The organism is Niallia sp. Kr1, from assembly GCF_050389805.1.
In the GTDB taxonomy this organism is placed as follows: Bacteria; Bacillota; Bacilli; order Bacillales; family Cytobacillaceae; genus Bacillus_BD.
This window is the reverse complement of the sequence record NZ_CP130945.1, coordinates 1,807,883-1,822,670: the sequence shown is the minus strand read 5'-3', so window position 1 is coordinate 1,822,670 and position 14,788 is coordinate 1,807,883. Positions and strand designations below refer to the sequence as shown.

Here is a 14,788-nt window from a genome sequence, read left to right as displayed (position 1 = left end):
AGAATGGAACCTTAAACATTTATCATCAATTAAACTTAATTACTGGCTTAATACAAATTCCTTTTTCTGCATCCTCACAAGCTTGATTAATTTCTTCTAAACTATAAAAATTGATTAATTTATCAAATGGCAGTTGTCCCTGTTTATATAATTCAATTAGCTTTGGAATAAATACTTGCGGATTTCCGCTTCCTTCCACAACTCCTGTAATCGTTCGTTCTTGACGGATTGTCTTCACATCCAAACTCACTTCTGTTCCGATAGGTGGAGCACCGATAACTGCTGCTGTTCCAGATACAGCCAAGCAATCAACAGACTGTCTTAAAACTTGCGGTACGCCGCTTGTTTCTAATGAATAATTTACGCCTTTTTTCGTAATCGCCATAATTGCCTCTAGCGCATCTTCCCTCTTCGGATTGATCGTATGCGTTGCCCCCAGCTCTTTAGCCAACTCGAGCCGATCTTCATAAACATCAACGGCAATGATTGTTGTACAGCCTGCTACTTTAGCCGCCATGACAGAACTTAATCCAACAGAGCCACAGCCAAATACCGCGACACTTGAGCCTGGCTCAGGCTTCAACTTATTTAAAATAGCACCACATCCCGTTTGTATGCCACAGCCAAGTGGTCCTAATATTTCTAGCGGAACATCTTTTGGGACCTTTACGACATTTCTTGCATTTATTACCGCATAGTAAGAAAAGCTAGATTGACCGAATAAATGGGATAACGTTCCCTCTTCATCCTTCAAACGACTTGTCCCGTCACTCATTTTTCCGCCAAAATTAAGTTGGAAGAAATGTTCACAGGCATATGTTTTTCCTTCGTGACAGCTCGGGCATGTTCCACATGAGCTATAGCTTAAAACAACATGGTCTCCTTGCTCTATACCTGTCACTCCTTCTCCCACTTTTTCAACAACTCCTGAACCTTCATGCCCTAATACAGCTGGCAATTGCACTGGAAATTGTTGGTCTCTAACGATTAAATCCGTATGACAAATCCCTGTGCCTACGAGTCTTATTAGTACTTCACCAACACGTGGACCTTCTAACTGAACTTCCTTAATTTGAAAGGGAGCCCCTTTTTCTGAAACTACTGCGGCTTTTGTAAGCATTGTTTTCCTCCTTCATGAACATCTTAAGTTTCCAACAAACAGGCAGATAGATTTTCAAATAATGACAAACTCTAAACTTTTTCACAAAATGTGATAAAGTGCTATTAAAAAAACTTCTTACTTTTTCACAAAACGTGATAAAGTGCCTTTAAAAATAAGCATCTTTCTTTTTCACAAAACGTGATAAAGCGCCATCAAAAAGATCTACTTGGTTTTTCACAAAATGTGAAGAAATAGGTTTGAAGTAGATTCAATTTACATAGAGTTTGTAAGATTTATACTTACAACTTACATAATGTTCAGAATATTGTCAAGGTTTTATTTGATTGAATTTTTTTAAAATAATACATTCGAGGATTCTATGGGTGTTATTTTAGCTGATTATTGTGCTTACAAAATAGAATAAAAAGTGACGGTTATTAGTAATAGGTTAAAAAACAATCCAAATAGGATGCTGAATCGTATATGATATAGCATCCTATGTTTGGTTGGTATAAAGTGAGAATAATGATTCCCACTGATCGTTTGTCGAAATCGTTAGGAGATAAAGGGCTCATACCGAGTAACAAATGAAGTTCTGCGGACGCATGTTCCGTTATTTAGTAAAACACCTATAATTCTTGTGATAAACGGACACACGTTCCTCTATTTTAGTTATTTTAAGTTAATTTGAGTGATACGAGCTAAATAAAGGAACTGGTGTCCATGAAGACCATGATTAGGCGTTTATTTGCAATATAAGGGATTGTGTGTCCGCTTAGATAAAAGAAAAGAGCTCGGATAAGACGATCCCAGCTCCTTTTTGGTACTTATTGTCTTGTCATATATGATTCGCACCCGCTAATTGCAATGCTTTTTTCACTTTACATTCTTGAAAAAGAATCCATTACTATTTTTGCTGCAGCTCTTTATTTTTAAACTTATGTTGTTGATAAACCTTTACAAGCATGATGAAATACATCAATAGCTGCTCCAACCACCATCGCATCCCCATTAAAATCGCCTTTACTAAATTGAGTTTTTTCTCTTAGAGTCTTATTGAGTGAAATATGGTGAACAATCTCTTCGTAGTAACCGGGATAGTTGCTAATTAACGGTCCATTGATAATGACTAATTCTGAATTAAAAACTGTTGCTAAATTAGCGATACCAATCCCAAGATATTTAGCAGACTCATAAATGATCTCCCTAATATCCGTATCCTTTTCTGTTAACAAATTGTCTATTTGTTCAACTGGTGTACGGTCTGCTAACTTTTCTTGAAAAAAATGCGGGCAACGATCTTTTATTTTATCCAGAATCGCATAGAGTGAAGTATAAGCAACCATACAGCCTTTTTTTCCACAAAAACAATCTTTTCCGTTCATATTTATGACCATATGACCATAACCACTGACATCACTACTTTCGACGTTTACTAATTTTCCATCTAAAATAACGCCGCAGCCCCATGTCCAGCCAACGATCACATTTAATATATTACGATACGCTGGTTTTCTTTGATACTCTGCCAAAACCCCAGTATTAGCACCATTATCAAGTTTCACCAAAACAGGAAACGCCTTCCTTATGCTATCAACAATCGCAACATCTTCCCAACCATGTGTTAAAAAAGGCTCGGAACTTAGAATCAATCCTTTTTCTCGATCTAAAGGTCCAATTGCCCCAATGCCTATTCCAAGCAGTTCATTGATTGTAAAGTGCTCTGCGTTCATAAACTGATGAATCGTATGTTTTATTTCTTCTATCACTACTTGAGGTGTATGTTTCACAGTCATTCTAATTATTTTTTGATTCAACTTCTCAAAAAGTAAATCAAATAAAATAATCTTTATATCATACCTTGTAATCTGAATCCCAATAATATAACTGCTTTTTGGATTGATTTGATAAAGAGTAGGGGGTCTTCCCCCACCAGAATTTCCTTGTCCAACGATGCGAATATACCCTTTATCTAAAAGCTCCTTTAAAGAGCGATCCACTTTTCCTCGGTTTATTTGCGTTTGGGTAATCACTTCCGCCCTGGATATAGGCCCATGATTATAAATACATAGATAAATATCTTTCGTCAATTGATGATAACTAGACTGTTTTTCCAAAAACTGAGATAACATGTTATTACCTTCTCTTTTATGTTCTTTACTACGATCATACCATATTTCTTTTTAGATCAAGAAAAAACTCTATACTAAAAAGGCGATTAGTCAATGCTGACTTTATTATGATTCATAATTAACTCTAAAAGATCTGTTATCCAAACTTTAGAGAATCTCTGCGGCTTTCGAACCATCCATAGATTTCTTGTAAGATTGATGCCATTCATACTCACCTTCCGTAAAGTGCCTTGTTCTAATTCCCTGCTAACGGTGAGTTTAGGTAAAATACTAACACCAAGTCCTGCTTCAACAGCACTTTTTATCGCCTGTGTACTGCCAATCTCCATATAACTATCGATCTTTTCTAACACCTTATGCTCTTTTAACATATTTTCCACAATCATCCGTGTGCCGGATGTGGGTTCGCGCCATATCATCCTTTCATTTACCAGCTCTTCGATATCGATTTTTTCTACCCATCTGTGGTCAGGTGCACTGACAAGAATCAGTTCATCATCCGCAAATTTTTCAACGATTAACTCTTTATTTTCAATAATCCCTTCAACCAAAGCGAGATCAATCACATCATTCATTAAATCTTCTAAAATACTCGGCGTATTTTTAATCGTCAGTGTTAGCTTAATATTTGGCTTCTGCTTTTTAAATTTACCTAATAAACTAGGCAATAAATATTCCCCAATGGTAAAAGTAGCTCCTACGTGAAGATTCCCATGGTTCTTCTCTATTTCTTGTTGAACCGCTTCTTTTGAACGATTAAAATCATTCACAATCGTTCTAGCATAAGGATACAGGAGCTTCCCAGCTTCGGTTATCTTCAGCTTCCCCCCTGTTCGATCAAATAACAAAGTACCATAGTAATTTTCCAGTTGATTAATTTGTCTCGTTGCTGCTGGCTGTGAGACAAAGCTTAATCGAGCAGCTTGACTGATACTTCCTTCATCTACGACTAAGCAAAACATTTTCAAATTCGCGATATTCAATCGTATCCCCCCTGATTTATATAGTATTCTATCATAACAACAATATTTTTCCGAACAATCAGACTATTTTACTTGGGTATACGACTTGATTATACCCTATACCATTATTGCAATTTACGAGTACCTTTCCTTCTGCTAACGTATTGATTAAAGATGGATCAATAAACTTTCAACACTCACCGGTGCATTTTAACTTTCAAACCCATCATTATTATATTTCGAAAGAAGGAGATCCTATTGAAAAAGCAATGGAGTCTATTATTTCAAATTTTTTGGTCATTTTTCAAAATCGGTCCCATTACATTCGGCGGTGGTTATGCCATGATCCCAATGATTGAAAGAGAAGTAGTTACAAATAAAAAATGGGTAAAAAGTGAAGAAATTACAGATGTATTTGCCGTATCCGAATCCGTTCCTGGTGCCATTGGCATTAACTCCGCGACTTTTATCGGCTATCGGATTGCTGGTGTGAAAGGAGCCATCGCTGCCATGATAGGAATCCTATTACCTACATTCTCCATTGTCATTTTATTAAGTCTCATCTATCAATTTCTTAGAGGAAACCCGATCGTAGATGCAGCTTTTATGGGAATCCGCGCTGCAATTGTCGCTCTTATCACCTATGCTGGAATCAAAATCGGGAAAACAGCGATTTTTGATAAAACAACAGTTGCCATTACAGCTATAACCGTGATCGTCTTATTATTTCTAACGATTCATCCCGTACTCATTATTTTAACAGGTATCATCGTTGGGATTCTTGTCACTAAAATTAAGACCGTCATGAAGCTCCCGATTCGATTAGAGAAAGAAGAACCATCTCACACTGTGAATCATTCGATGGCAAAGGAAAAGGAGGCTAGTCATGTATCTTGACCTATTTTTAACTTTTCTCATGATTGGCTTTATTTCATTTGGCGGTGGCTACGCTATGATTCCAGTCATTGAAATGGAAGTTACCCAAAATGGCTGGTTGACGACACAAGAATTTACAAATGTGATCGCCATTGCAGGGATGTCCCCAGGTCCAATCGCTACGAATAGTGCGATCTTTGTAGGATATGAGATTGCTGGATTAACAGGAGCGATTGTTTCAGCTTTAGGGATGGTACTTCCCTCCCTACTCATTATTTTAGTGATTGCTACTTTCTTTTACAAAATTAATGAAAATCATCTAACAAAGTCCGCTTTCTATGGTCTTCGCCCGATTGTAACAGGCCTGATCATCTATGCTGCGATTAATTTTGCCATATCCAATCGGATCATCGGAAGCTTTTCATTGACTACGCTCAGTGCATTATTGATTTTTGGCGTCTCTTTATTTGCTTTACTCCGTTTAAAAATGCACCCTGTGTTTGTGATTTTACTTTCTGGCGTTGTTGGAATGGTACTTTATACTTGAGTGTATAATAAAGATTTGAAACGTAACGACAGTTTTTTTATAGGACACTCGAAAGTTTTGAGCGAAAAACGGCACCATTTAGCGTTTAGCTGCTAGATATGCCGTTTTGTGATTAGGTTATTATCTTTGAAGTTAGTGCCCATTGCATCCTACATAATATTGTTCACAATATCTTTCACTATGGAATATTTAATTTAATGTGCTGATCCCCTCTCACTACACATTTTTAACAATATTAGGTGTATCTGAAAGTTTTCTACATTATGCGATAATTGATTGCTTCTTTTTTAACGGTCTTTCTTTTCGATTTTTGCAATTTAGTAAAAAGGATAATCAATGGAAATCATTTTACAAACACAAAAACTCCTATTCTAAAAATTGAATAGGAGTTTTTTGATTTTAAAAATAACCGAGAAGGAGGGGTTTGAACCTACATTCGATCGGTTGACGGAGGATGGCTTGCCCAACTGATCTAGCCCATGCGAATTATATTTTACTAAAAAAATAAACCCCTATTAACATAGGGGTTTAACTTCGCCTGGCAACGTCCTACTCTCACAGGGGCAATGCCCCAACTACCATCGGCGCTGAGAAGCTTAACTTCCGTGTTCGGGATGGGAACGGGTGTGACCTTCTCGCCATTGTTACCAGACTATTTTATTGAAGGTTTGTTCCTTCAAAACTAGATAATGCTGACATTCATCAAAGTTTAGTGTCTAGCTTCGGCTCCTAGCTTTTTCGGCCGCTTCGATCCGTTTCTTCAAATCCAAAACCAGGATTTGTAGAAACGGCTCTCCACCGTCTTTCAAAGCTGGACAGTCGCCCGGCCCACAGGATGTGGGTCATGCAGGCGTTGCCACAGGACGTGGCGCCTTTAGCCAGCGTTCATTAATGTTGTGGTTAAGTCCTCGACCGATTAGTATTTGTCAGCTCCACATGTCACCATGCTTCCACCTCAAACCTATCAACCTGATCATCTTTCAGGGGTCTTACTAGTTTAACACTATGGGAAATCTCATCTTGAGGGGGGCTTCATGCTTAGATGCTTTCAGCACTTATCCCTTCCGCACATAGCTACCCAGCGATGCTCTTGGCAGAACAACTGGTACACCAGCGGTGCGTCCATCCCGGTCCTCTCGTACTAAGGACAGCTCCTCTCAAATTTCCTACGCCCACGACGGATAGGGACCGAACTGTCTCACGACGTTCTGAACCCAGCTCGCGTACCGCTTTAATGGGCGAACAGCCCAACCCTTGGGACCGACTACAGCCCCAGGATGCGATGAGCCGACATCGAGGTGCCAAACCTCCCCGTCGATGTGGACTCTTGGGGGAGATAAGCCTGTTATCCCCGGGGTAGCTTTTATCCGTTGAGCGATGGCCCTTCCATGCGGAACCACCGGATCACTAAGCCCGACTTTCGTCCCTGCTCGACTTGTAGGTCTCGCAGTCAAGCTCCCTTGTGCCTTTACACTCTACGAATGATTTCCAACCATTCTGAGGGAACCTTTGGGCGCCTCCGTTACTCTTTAGGAGGCGACCGCCCCAGTCAAACTGCCCACCTGACACTGTCTCCCAGCCCGATAAGGGCTGCGGGTTAGAATTTCAATACAGCCAGGGTAGTATCCCACCGATGCCTCCACCGAAGCTGGCGCTCCGGCTTCCAAGGCTCCTACCTATCCTGTACAAGCTGTACCAAAATTCAATATCAGGCTACAGTAAAGCTCCACGGGGTCTTTCCGTCCTGTCGCGGGTAACCTGCATCTTCACAGGTACTATAATTTCACCGAGTCTCTCGTTGAGACAGTGCCCAGATCGTTACGCCTTTCGTGCGGGTCGGAACTTACCCGACAAGGAATTTCGCTACCTTAGGACCGTTATAGTTACGGCCGCCGTTTACTGGGGCTTCAATTCAAAGCTTCGCCTTGCGGCTAACCTCTCCTCTTAACCTTCCAGCACCGGGCAGGCGTCAGCCCCTATACTTCGCCTTGCGGCTTCGCAGAGACCTGTGTTTTTGCTAAACAGTCGCCTGGGCCTATTCACTGCGGCTTCTCAGGGCTTTAACACCCTAAAAAGCACCCCTTCTCCCGAAGTTACGGGGTCATTTTGCCGAGTTCCTTAACGAGAGTTCTCTCGCTCACCTTAGGATTCTCTCCTTGACTACCTGTGTCGGTTTGCGGTACGGGCACCTAATCCTCGCTAGAGGCTTTTCTTGGCAGTGTGGAATCAGGAACTTCAGTACTATATTTCCCTCGCCATCACAGCTCAGCCTTCACGCAGGTGGGATTTTCCTCACCTGCAGCCTAACTGCTTGGACGCGCATATCCAACAGCGCGCTCACCCTATCCTCCTGCGTCCCCCCATCACTCAAACGGATTTTGGTGGTACAGGAATATCAACCTGTTGTCCATCGCCTACGCTTTTCAGCCTCGGCTTAGGTCCCGACTAACCCTGAGCGGACGAGCCTTCCTCAGGAAACCTTAGTCAATCGGTGGATGAGATTCTCACTCATCTTTCGCTACTCATACCGGCATTCTCACTTCTAAGCGCTCCACAAGTCCTTCCAGTCTTGCTTCAACGCCCTTAGAACGCTCTCCTACCACGGACATCGTAGATGTCCATCCACAGCTTCGGTGATACGTTTAGCCCCGGTACATTTTCGGCGCAGAGTCACTCGACCAGTGAGCTATTACGCACTCTTTAAATGGTGGCTGCTTCTAAGCCAACATCCTGGTTGTCTAAGCAACTCCACATCCTTTTCCACTTAACGTATACTTTGGGACCTTAGCTGGTGGTCTGGGCTGTTTCCCTTTTGACTACGGATCTTATCACTCGCAGTCTGACTCCCATGGATAAATCTTTGGCATTCGGAGTTTGTCTGAATTCGGTAACCCGATGGGGGCCCCTAGTCCAAACAGTGCTCTACCTCCAAGATTCTTACACATGAGGCTAGCCCTAAAGCTATTTCGGAGAGAACCAGCTATCTCCAAGTTCGATTGGAATTTCTCCGCTACCCACACCTCATCCCCGCACTTTTCAACGTACGTGGGTTCGGTCCTCCATCCAGTGTTACCTGGACTTCAACCTGGACATGGGTAGATCACCTGGTTTCGGGTCTACAACCACATACTAAAATCGCCCTATTCAGACTCGCTTTCGCTGCGGCTCCGTCTTATCAACTTAACCTTGCATGTAATCGTAACTCGCCGGTTCATTCTACAAAAGGCACGCCATCACCCGTTAAAGGGCTTTGACTACTTGTAGGCACACGGTTTCAGGAACTATTTCACTCCCCTTCCGGGGTGCTTTTCACCTTTCCCTCACGGTACTGGTTCACTATCGGTCACTAGGGAGTATTTAGCCTTGGGAGATGGTCCTCCCAGCTTCCGACGGGATTTCTCGTGTCCCGCCGTACTCAGGATCCACTCAAGAGGGAACGAAGTTTCGACTACAGGGTTTTTACCTTCTTTGACCGGCCTTTCCAGACCTGTTCATCTACCCCGTTCCTTTGTAACTCCATATAGAGTGTCCTACAACCCCAAGAGGCAAGCCTCTTGGTTTGGGCTAATCCCGTTTCGCTCGCCGCTACTGGGGGAATCGCAATTGCTTTCTCTTCCTCCGGGTACTTAGATGTTTCAGTTCCCCGGGTCTGCCTTCAATACCCTATGAATTCAGGTAAAGATTCTATCCTATTAAAGATAGAGGGTTTCCCCATTCGGAAATCTCTGGATCAAAGCTTACTTACAGCTCCCCAAAGCATATCGGTGTTAGTCCCGTCCTTCATCGGCTCCTAGTGCCAAGGCATTCACCGTGCGCCCTTTCTAACTTAACCAATGTTAATGGTCTTAAATTTAAAAAAGAACTTTTTTCAATGATGTCTTGTCATTACATTATCTAGTTTTCAAGGAACAATGTTTCGAGAGATTATTCTCTCAAAACTAAACAAAGTCAGATTCCGTCAATCGTTAGCATCTCATAAGAGATGTTCCGTATATATCCTTAGAAAGGAGGTGATCCAGCCGCACCTTCCGATACGGCTACCTTGTTACGACTTCACCCCAATCATCTGTCCCACCTTAGGCGGCTGGCTCCTTACGGTTACCCCACCGACTTCGGGTGTTACAAACTCTCGTGGTGTGACGGGCGGTGTGTACAAGACCCGGGAACGTATTCACCGCGGCATGCTGATCCGCGATTACTAGCGATTCCGGCTTCATGTAGGCGAGTTGCAGCCTACAATCCGAACTGAGAATGGTTTTATGGGATTGGCTAAACCTCGCGGTCTCGCAGCCCTTTGTACCATCCATTGTAGCACGTGTGTAGCCCAGGTCATAAGGGGCATGATGATTTGACGTCATCCCCACCTTCCTCCGGTTTGTCACCGGCAGTCTCCTTAGAGTGCCCAACCTAATGCTGGCAACTAAGAATAAGGGTTGCGCTCGTTGCGGGACTTAACCCAACATCTCACGACACGAGCTGACGACAACCATGCACCACCTGTCACTTTTGTCCCCGAAGGGAAATTCCTATCTCTAGGAAAGGCAAAAGGATGTCAAGACCTGGTAAGGTTCTTCGCGTTGCTTCGAATTAAACCACATGCTCCACCGCTTGTGCGGGTCCCCGTCAATTCCTTTGAGTTTCAGCCTTGCGGCCGTACTCCCCAGGCGGAGTGCTTAATGCGTTTGCTGCAGCACTAAAGGGCGGAAACCCTCTAACACTTAGCACTCATCGTTTACGGCGTGGACTACCAGGGTATCTAATCCTGTTTGCTCCCCACGCTTTCGCGCCTCAGCGTCAGTTACAGGCCAAAAAGTCGCCTTCGCCACTGGTGTTCCTCCACATCTCTACGCATTTCACCGCTACACGTGGAATTCCACTTTTCTCTCCTGCACTCAAGTCCCCCAGTTTCCAATGACCCTCCACGGTTGAGCCGTGGGCTTTCACATCAGACTTAAAGGACCGCCTGCGCGCGCTTTACGCCCAATAATTCCGGACAACGCTTGCCACCTACGTATTACCGCGGCTGCTGGCACGTAGTTAGCCGTGGCTTTCTGGTTAGGTACCGTCAAGGTACGAGCAGTTACTCTCGTACTTGTTCTTCCCTAACAACAGAGTTTTACGATCCGAAAACCTTCATCACTCACGCGGCGTTGCTCCGTCAGACTTTCGTCCATTGCGGAAGATTCCCTACTGCTGCCTCCCGTAGGAGTCTGGGCCGTGTCTCAGTCCCAGTGTGGCCGATCACCCTCTCAGGTCGGCTACGCATCGTTGCCTTGGTGAGCCATTACCTCACCAACTAGCTAATGCGCCGCGGGCCCATCTGTAAGTGACAGCTTACGCCGTCTTTTAGCTTATCAACATGAGTTGAAAAGAATTATCCGGTATTAGCTCCGGTTTCCCGAAGTTATCCCAGTCTTACAGGCAGGTTGCCCACGTGTTACTCACCCGTCCGCCGCTAATCTTTGGGAGCAAGCTCCCTCAGATTCGCTCGACTTGCATGTATTAGGCACGCCGCCAGCGTTCGTCCTGAGCCAGGATCAAACTCTCCAATAAAGTGTTTGATAAAGCTCATAAAGTTTGTTGCCTGAAAGGCAAATAGTTTTGTTACATATAGTAACTAGAATTAACGTTGACGTATCTGCTTTGTTTAGTTTTCAAAGAACAATCTTTTTTCTCATTCACTTCATCAGCGACAAGAATTATTGTATCATTATTTTTCGTTGAAGTCAACTGTTTTGAAAATATTTTTAAACAGTTTCTCATTACTGACATTCATTACTATAAAACTCATTTTCGTTGAAGTCAATAATTTTTTGAAGTTTTTTTTAGTTTTTAACTACAACTAACTAAATCGGAAAAGAATATCTTATATCGCATCAGCGACATTTAATAATTTATCATCTAAATTCGTCGAAGTCAACTTCTTTTTTAGAAAAATCTTCCTCTATAATTTTTCATGGCATAATATAAAAAATAATGGTGTTTCATAGTATCATTTAAACTACTTCAAATCAATACCTTAAAATCGACACACGGGAATCCTTTTCCTATTTTCCCCTACAATGAAACACTAGAACCGTCCCCATGTTCCACAAGTTCTCTTAGCATTGAGAAATAAAAAACACTTGTAGAAACCTAAATTGGGATAAACATTCCGTGTCTTTCAGGAAAATGGGGAACAGTCCCATCCCCCCCACGACCAGGCAGTGTTGTATTTGCCAAATCCCTCAATTAGAGAATTTTTCTTAATAACCGATTATTATCTCGGAAGCTAGATACATAAACACAGGTTCACTTGCTACAGATATTGTCTAGCTATTGCTAATAAGAAAAATCGCTACAGAGGTTCCCCTCATTACAATTAGTGAAACTTTGATAAAAGAAATGACGAACTTCGTGCAAAACGCTTATATTCTATGAAAAAAACTAGGTTTAAATAAACGAAAGTTTGACATATTAAGGGAAAGAACGAACTTTTGGAAGGGAGAATTTTCGTGGATTATTTATCTCGTGAACAAATCATGAACGAATTACAGCAATCTTTTCAACCCTATTTAAATAAGTATGGAATTGAAGATATCGGTATTTTTGAAGAAGAAGGACAGGACGATCGCTACTATATTGGCTATACAACTCAAAAAGATGGTAAAACCCATCATATTCATTTGCCTTTTCAAAAAAATAAGGATGGTGGGCTAGCTCCAATTGATAATAAGTGGACGGTAGAATCTGACAATCCGAGGGAAGAAGATCTAAAAGAATTTGAAAATCTTGAGCATGTATTCCGCGAAATATACTAACCATCCCTTAGGTGAAGGGCATTGTGCTTCTTCACCTACAGGATTTCTTATTATTTATCTAATATGTCTCATAGTTCATCAGGAATAATAATTAAGATGTTTTACCTTTTAATTTCCCACCCATAAAAGTTCCTCCAAACTACTAATAACCTACAGCTGAAGCGCCATAAGCAGCTTGTTCACTCGTAAATCCTTCAAATTCAAGTTGTTCAATTAAGCCTTGCTTCGAGAAACTTGAAAAATCTAAATAGTCTTGAGCCTTCTTTGTAGCTTGTTCCATCCAGTCTACTTTAATGAGATCTACTGCAAATGTAGCATCTTCTGTAGAATAGCTTCATACACAAGTTGCTCGATTAAGCCTGTTCGAGAAAATGCCGTAAAGTCTAGGTAATTTTCAGCTTGTCCAATTGCATTAAGTTGCCCCATTGTATATTTGGAACTTTCATCTGGCTGTATGGTTTCTTCTACAGGCGGATCAACAGTTTCCTCTGCAGGTTCTTCTACAGGTGAAGCAGGAGCAGTTTCTTCTTTAGCAGGCTCTATTGTTGTTTGCTCTGTTGTTTGTTCTGTTTCTGTTTGCTCTGTTTCTACAGGGGTGGTTGTTTTCTCAGCAGAAGAATCTACCGGTGTTTCTGCCGTTTCTCCGCAAGCAGAGAGGAACAGGGCAGCTGAAATAATAGAGGCCGTAACAATTGTCTTTTTCATGATCATTTCCTCTTTTCTGTTGTGTATTTTTTATATAAGGAAAGGACTAATGGATGGTGCCTGGCACCAAGTATATTAGTATACATGCAGGGATCACCCTTTCTATTCAAGAAGATAGTTATTGTAGAATAGAAAATGAGTAGAGGAAGTTATATAATGATGAAAAAATTTATAGAATCTTTCAAATCAGGGCTGGAAATGCTAGCTAATTCTATGTATGGGGATATCAATTGCAAATATAAAAGCGAGGAGGATGGTGCTCAACAAATGGAATTATCGAAAAAACATAAACCTCGAAAATCTCATAGTCATCTTAGGGTAATTAAATGAGTCAGATGGAAGGTCCCTTGACTCATCGATTATTGATGCTCAAATGGGACAAGGGACGACCCTTATCCCATTTGAGGCACGAGCAATGAGTCAAGGAACCTGTCCCTCTGACTCATCAATACACATCTCGTTAGTACCGTCCTTGTTTTTGTAGGTCATTTAAATATGCTTCGGCTGCTTCGCGTGTCATGGTGCCTTCTTTTTCGATTACTTCTAAAAGTGTGTTGTGGACGTCTTTTGCCATACGTTGCTTATCTCCACAAACATAGAAGTATGCTCCGTTTTCGAGCCATTTGAACAATTCTTGGCTATTCTCAAGCATTTTATGCTGTACATATACTTTTTGGTCTGTATCACGGGAGAATGCAGTCTCTATTCTGGCCAGTACCCTATCCCTTTGATAGTGCTCTAACTCCTCTTGATAGAGGAAATCTGATGCTGAATGTTGATCTCCAAAAAACAGCCACGATCTTCCGTTTCCTTTCGTGACGGCACGCTCCTCAATAAAGGAACGGAATGGCGCAATCCCTGTCCCTGGACCCACCATAATCATATCATGATCCCCCGAATCTGGTAGATGGAAGTGTTTATTATGTTGAATAAAGATTGGAAGTGTGTCTCCTTCTTGAAGACGTTCCGCTACTAAAACTGAACAAACCCCTTTACGATCGCGTCCGTTCGTTGTGTATCGCACAGCGCCAATCGTTAGATGCACTTCCTCAGGATGGGCTGCTATACTGCTTGCAATCGAATAGAGACGTGGTGTCATCTTTCTTAATAGAGAGACCATCTCCTGGGCAATCCCTTTCCATGGACCAAAATCGCGTAATAAATCCAGCAAATCACGCCCATAGCAATATTCTTTCAACTGGTCTGTATTTTCTACTAACACAAGTTTCTGTAACTCTTCATTTTCTGTGAAGACCTGAGCCTGTTGTAAAATCTTTTTTGTCAATAATGTAATTTCAAAGTAGGATGTTAGTGCTACTTTTAATGGAAGTGTATCCCCTTGCTTATTAATGGTCACCACTGTTTCCCCATCCCATTTCATTTCTTCAAGAAGAGAAGCCACTAGTTCTGGATCATTACTAGGAAGGATACCAAGGGCATCACCTGGGATATATGACAGACCCGATCCTTTTAACGATAATTCAATATGTCTCGTTTCTTTGCTCGATCCTACTCCATTTAAATTGATATTTTTTAGAACCTTCGCTTGAAATGGGTTGGTTCTTGAAAAGGTTGTTGGCGCCTTTTTTTCTTGTTTTATAAGTTCAGAGTTTACTATAGTCGCTTGCATCTCTACACCTCATTCATTTATTGTTCTTTAAAAC

Annotated in this window: 9 protein-coding genes and 3 rRNA genes; 3 read left to right on the top strand and 9 right to left on the bottom strand. The window is 41.8% G+C overall.

The features are described 5' to 3' along the window. Positions 1 to 25: 25 nt before the first annotated feature. From Q5760_RS09045 to Q5760_RS09035, 3 genes are all read right to left on the bottom strand, one after another. Positions 26 to 1,120: an NAD(P)-dependent alcohol dehydrogenase gene (locus Q5760_RS09045; RefSeq protein WP_428911858.1), complete on the bottom strand. Its 1,095-nt coding sequence runs from the start codon at positions 1,118 to 1,120 to the stop codon at positions 26 to 28. Positions 1,121 to 2,040: 920 nt separating this feature from the next. After that, a complete protein-coding gene (locus Q5760_RS09040; RefSeq protein WP_428911857.1) occupies positions 2,041 to 3,234 on the bottom strand; it encodes an ROK family protein in 1,194 nt (397 codons plus the stop codon). Between the two features lie 86 nt (positions 3,235 to 3,320). After that, a complete protein-coding gene (locus tag Q5760_RS09035) occupies positions 3,321 to 4,217 on the bottom strand; it encodes a LysR family transcriptional regulator (protein WP_428911856.1) in 897 nt (298 codons plus the stop codon). Positions 4,218 to 4,454: 237 nt separating this feature from the next. Here Q5760_RS09035 and Q5760_RS09030 point away from each other — a divergent pair, with 237 nt between their 5' ends. Both Q5760_RS09030 and Q5760_RS09025 read left to right on the top strand, forming a co-directional pair. After that, positions 4,455 to 5,093, top strand: a complete 639-nt coding sequence (locus Q5760_RS09030; RefSeq protein ID WP_428911855.1) for a chromate transporter — start codon at positions 4,455 to 4,457, stop codon at positions 5,091 to 5,093. Next, positions 5,083 to 5,619 carry a chromate transporter gene (locus Q5760_RS09025; protein WP_428911854.1) on the top strand — a complete coding sequence of 179 codons (537 nt, stop codon included), beginning with the start codon at positions 5,083 to 5,085 and terminating at the stop codon, positions 5,617 to 5,619. Before Q5760_RS09030 ends, Q5760_RS09025 begins: the two co-directional genes overlap by 11 nt. A 536-nt stretch (positions 5,620 to 6,155) precedes the next feature. Here Q5760_RS09025 and rrf read toward each other — a convergent pair. From rrf to Q5760_RS09010, 3 genes are all read right to left on the bottom strand, one after another. After that, positions 6,156 to 6,271 (bottom strand): 5S ribosomal RNA (gene rrf, locus Q5760_RS09020). Between the two features lie 244 nt (positions 6,272 to 6,515). Further along, positions 6,516 to 9,451, bottom strand: a 23S ribosomal RNA gene (locus tag Q5760_RS09015). Between the two features lie 171 nt (positions 9,452 to 9,622). Beyond that, positions 9,623 to 11,172 (bottom strand): 16S ribosomal RNA (locus Q5760_RS09010). Together the 16S, 23S and 5S rRNA genes form the textbook arrangement of a ribosomal RNA operon. Positions 11,173 to 12,113: 941 nt before the next feature. Between Q5760_RS09010 and Q5760_RS09005 the strand changes: the two genes are divergently transcribed. Then, complete coding sequence (locus tag Q5760_RS09005) at positions 12,114 to 12,419, top strand: DUF5634 family protein (protein ID WP_428911853.1); 306 nt, start codon at positions 12,114 to 12,116, stop codon at positions 12,417 to 12,419. A 142-nt stretch (positions 12,420 to 12,561) separates the two neighbouring features. Here the strand turns inward: Q5760_RS09005 and Q5760_RS09000 are convergent, their stop codons facing one another. From Q5760_RS09000 to Q5760_RS08990, 3 genes are all read right to left on the bottom strand, one after another. After that, positions 12,562 to 12,699: an Ltp family lipoprotein gene (locus Q5760_RS09000; protein WP_428911852.1), complete on the bottom strand. Its 138-nt coding sequence runs from the start codon at positions 12,697 to 12,699 to the stop codon at positions 12,562 to 12,564. A gap of 20 nt (positions 12,700 to 12,719) precedes the next feature. After that, positions 12,720 to 13,124 (bottom strand): Ltp family lipoprotein, encoded by a 405-nt coding sequence (locus Q5760_RS08995; protein ID WP_428911851.1) that lies wholly within the window; start codon positions 13,122 to 13,124, stop codon positions 12,720 to 12,722. A gap of 460 nt (positions 13,125 to 13,584) precedes the next feature. Beyond that, positions 13,585 to 14,754, bottom strand: a complete 1,170-nt coding sequence (locus Q5760_RS08990; RefSeq protein ID WP_428911850.1) for a sulfite reductase subunit alpha — start codon at positions 14,752 to 14,754, stop codon at positions 13,585 to 13,587. Between the last annotated feature and the right edge of the window lie 34 nt (positions 14,755 to 14,788).

Bases quoted from the DNA above. Each gene is read 5' to 3' on its own strand.
- Q5760_RS09025 (WP_428911854.1), top strand. From the start codon at position 5,083: ATGTATCTTGACCTATTTTTAACTTTTCTCATGATTGGCTTTATTTCA.
- Q5760_RS08995 (WP_428911851.1), bottom strand. From the start codon at position 13,124: ATGAAAAAGACAATTGTTACGGCCTCTATTATTTCAGCTGCCCTGTTC.
- Q5760_RS09045 (WP_428911858.1), bottom strand. From the start codon at position 1,120: ATGCTTACAAAAGCCGCAGTAGTTTCAGAAAAAGGGGCTCCCTTTCAA.
- Q5760_RS08990 (WP_428911850.1), bottom strand. From the start codon at position 14,754: ATGCAAGCGACTATAGTAAACTCTGAACTTATAAAACAAGAAAAAAAG.
- Q5760_RS09000 (WP_428911852.1), bottom strand. From the start codon at position 12,699: ATGGAACAAGCTACAAAGAAGGCTCAAGACTATTTAGATTTTTCAAGT.
- Q5760_RS09040 (WP_428911857.1), bottom strand. From the start codon at position 3,234: ATGTTATCTCAGTTTTTGGAAAAACAGTCTAGTTATCATCAATTGACG.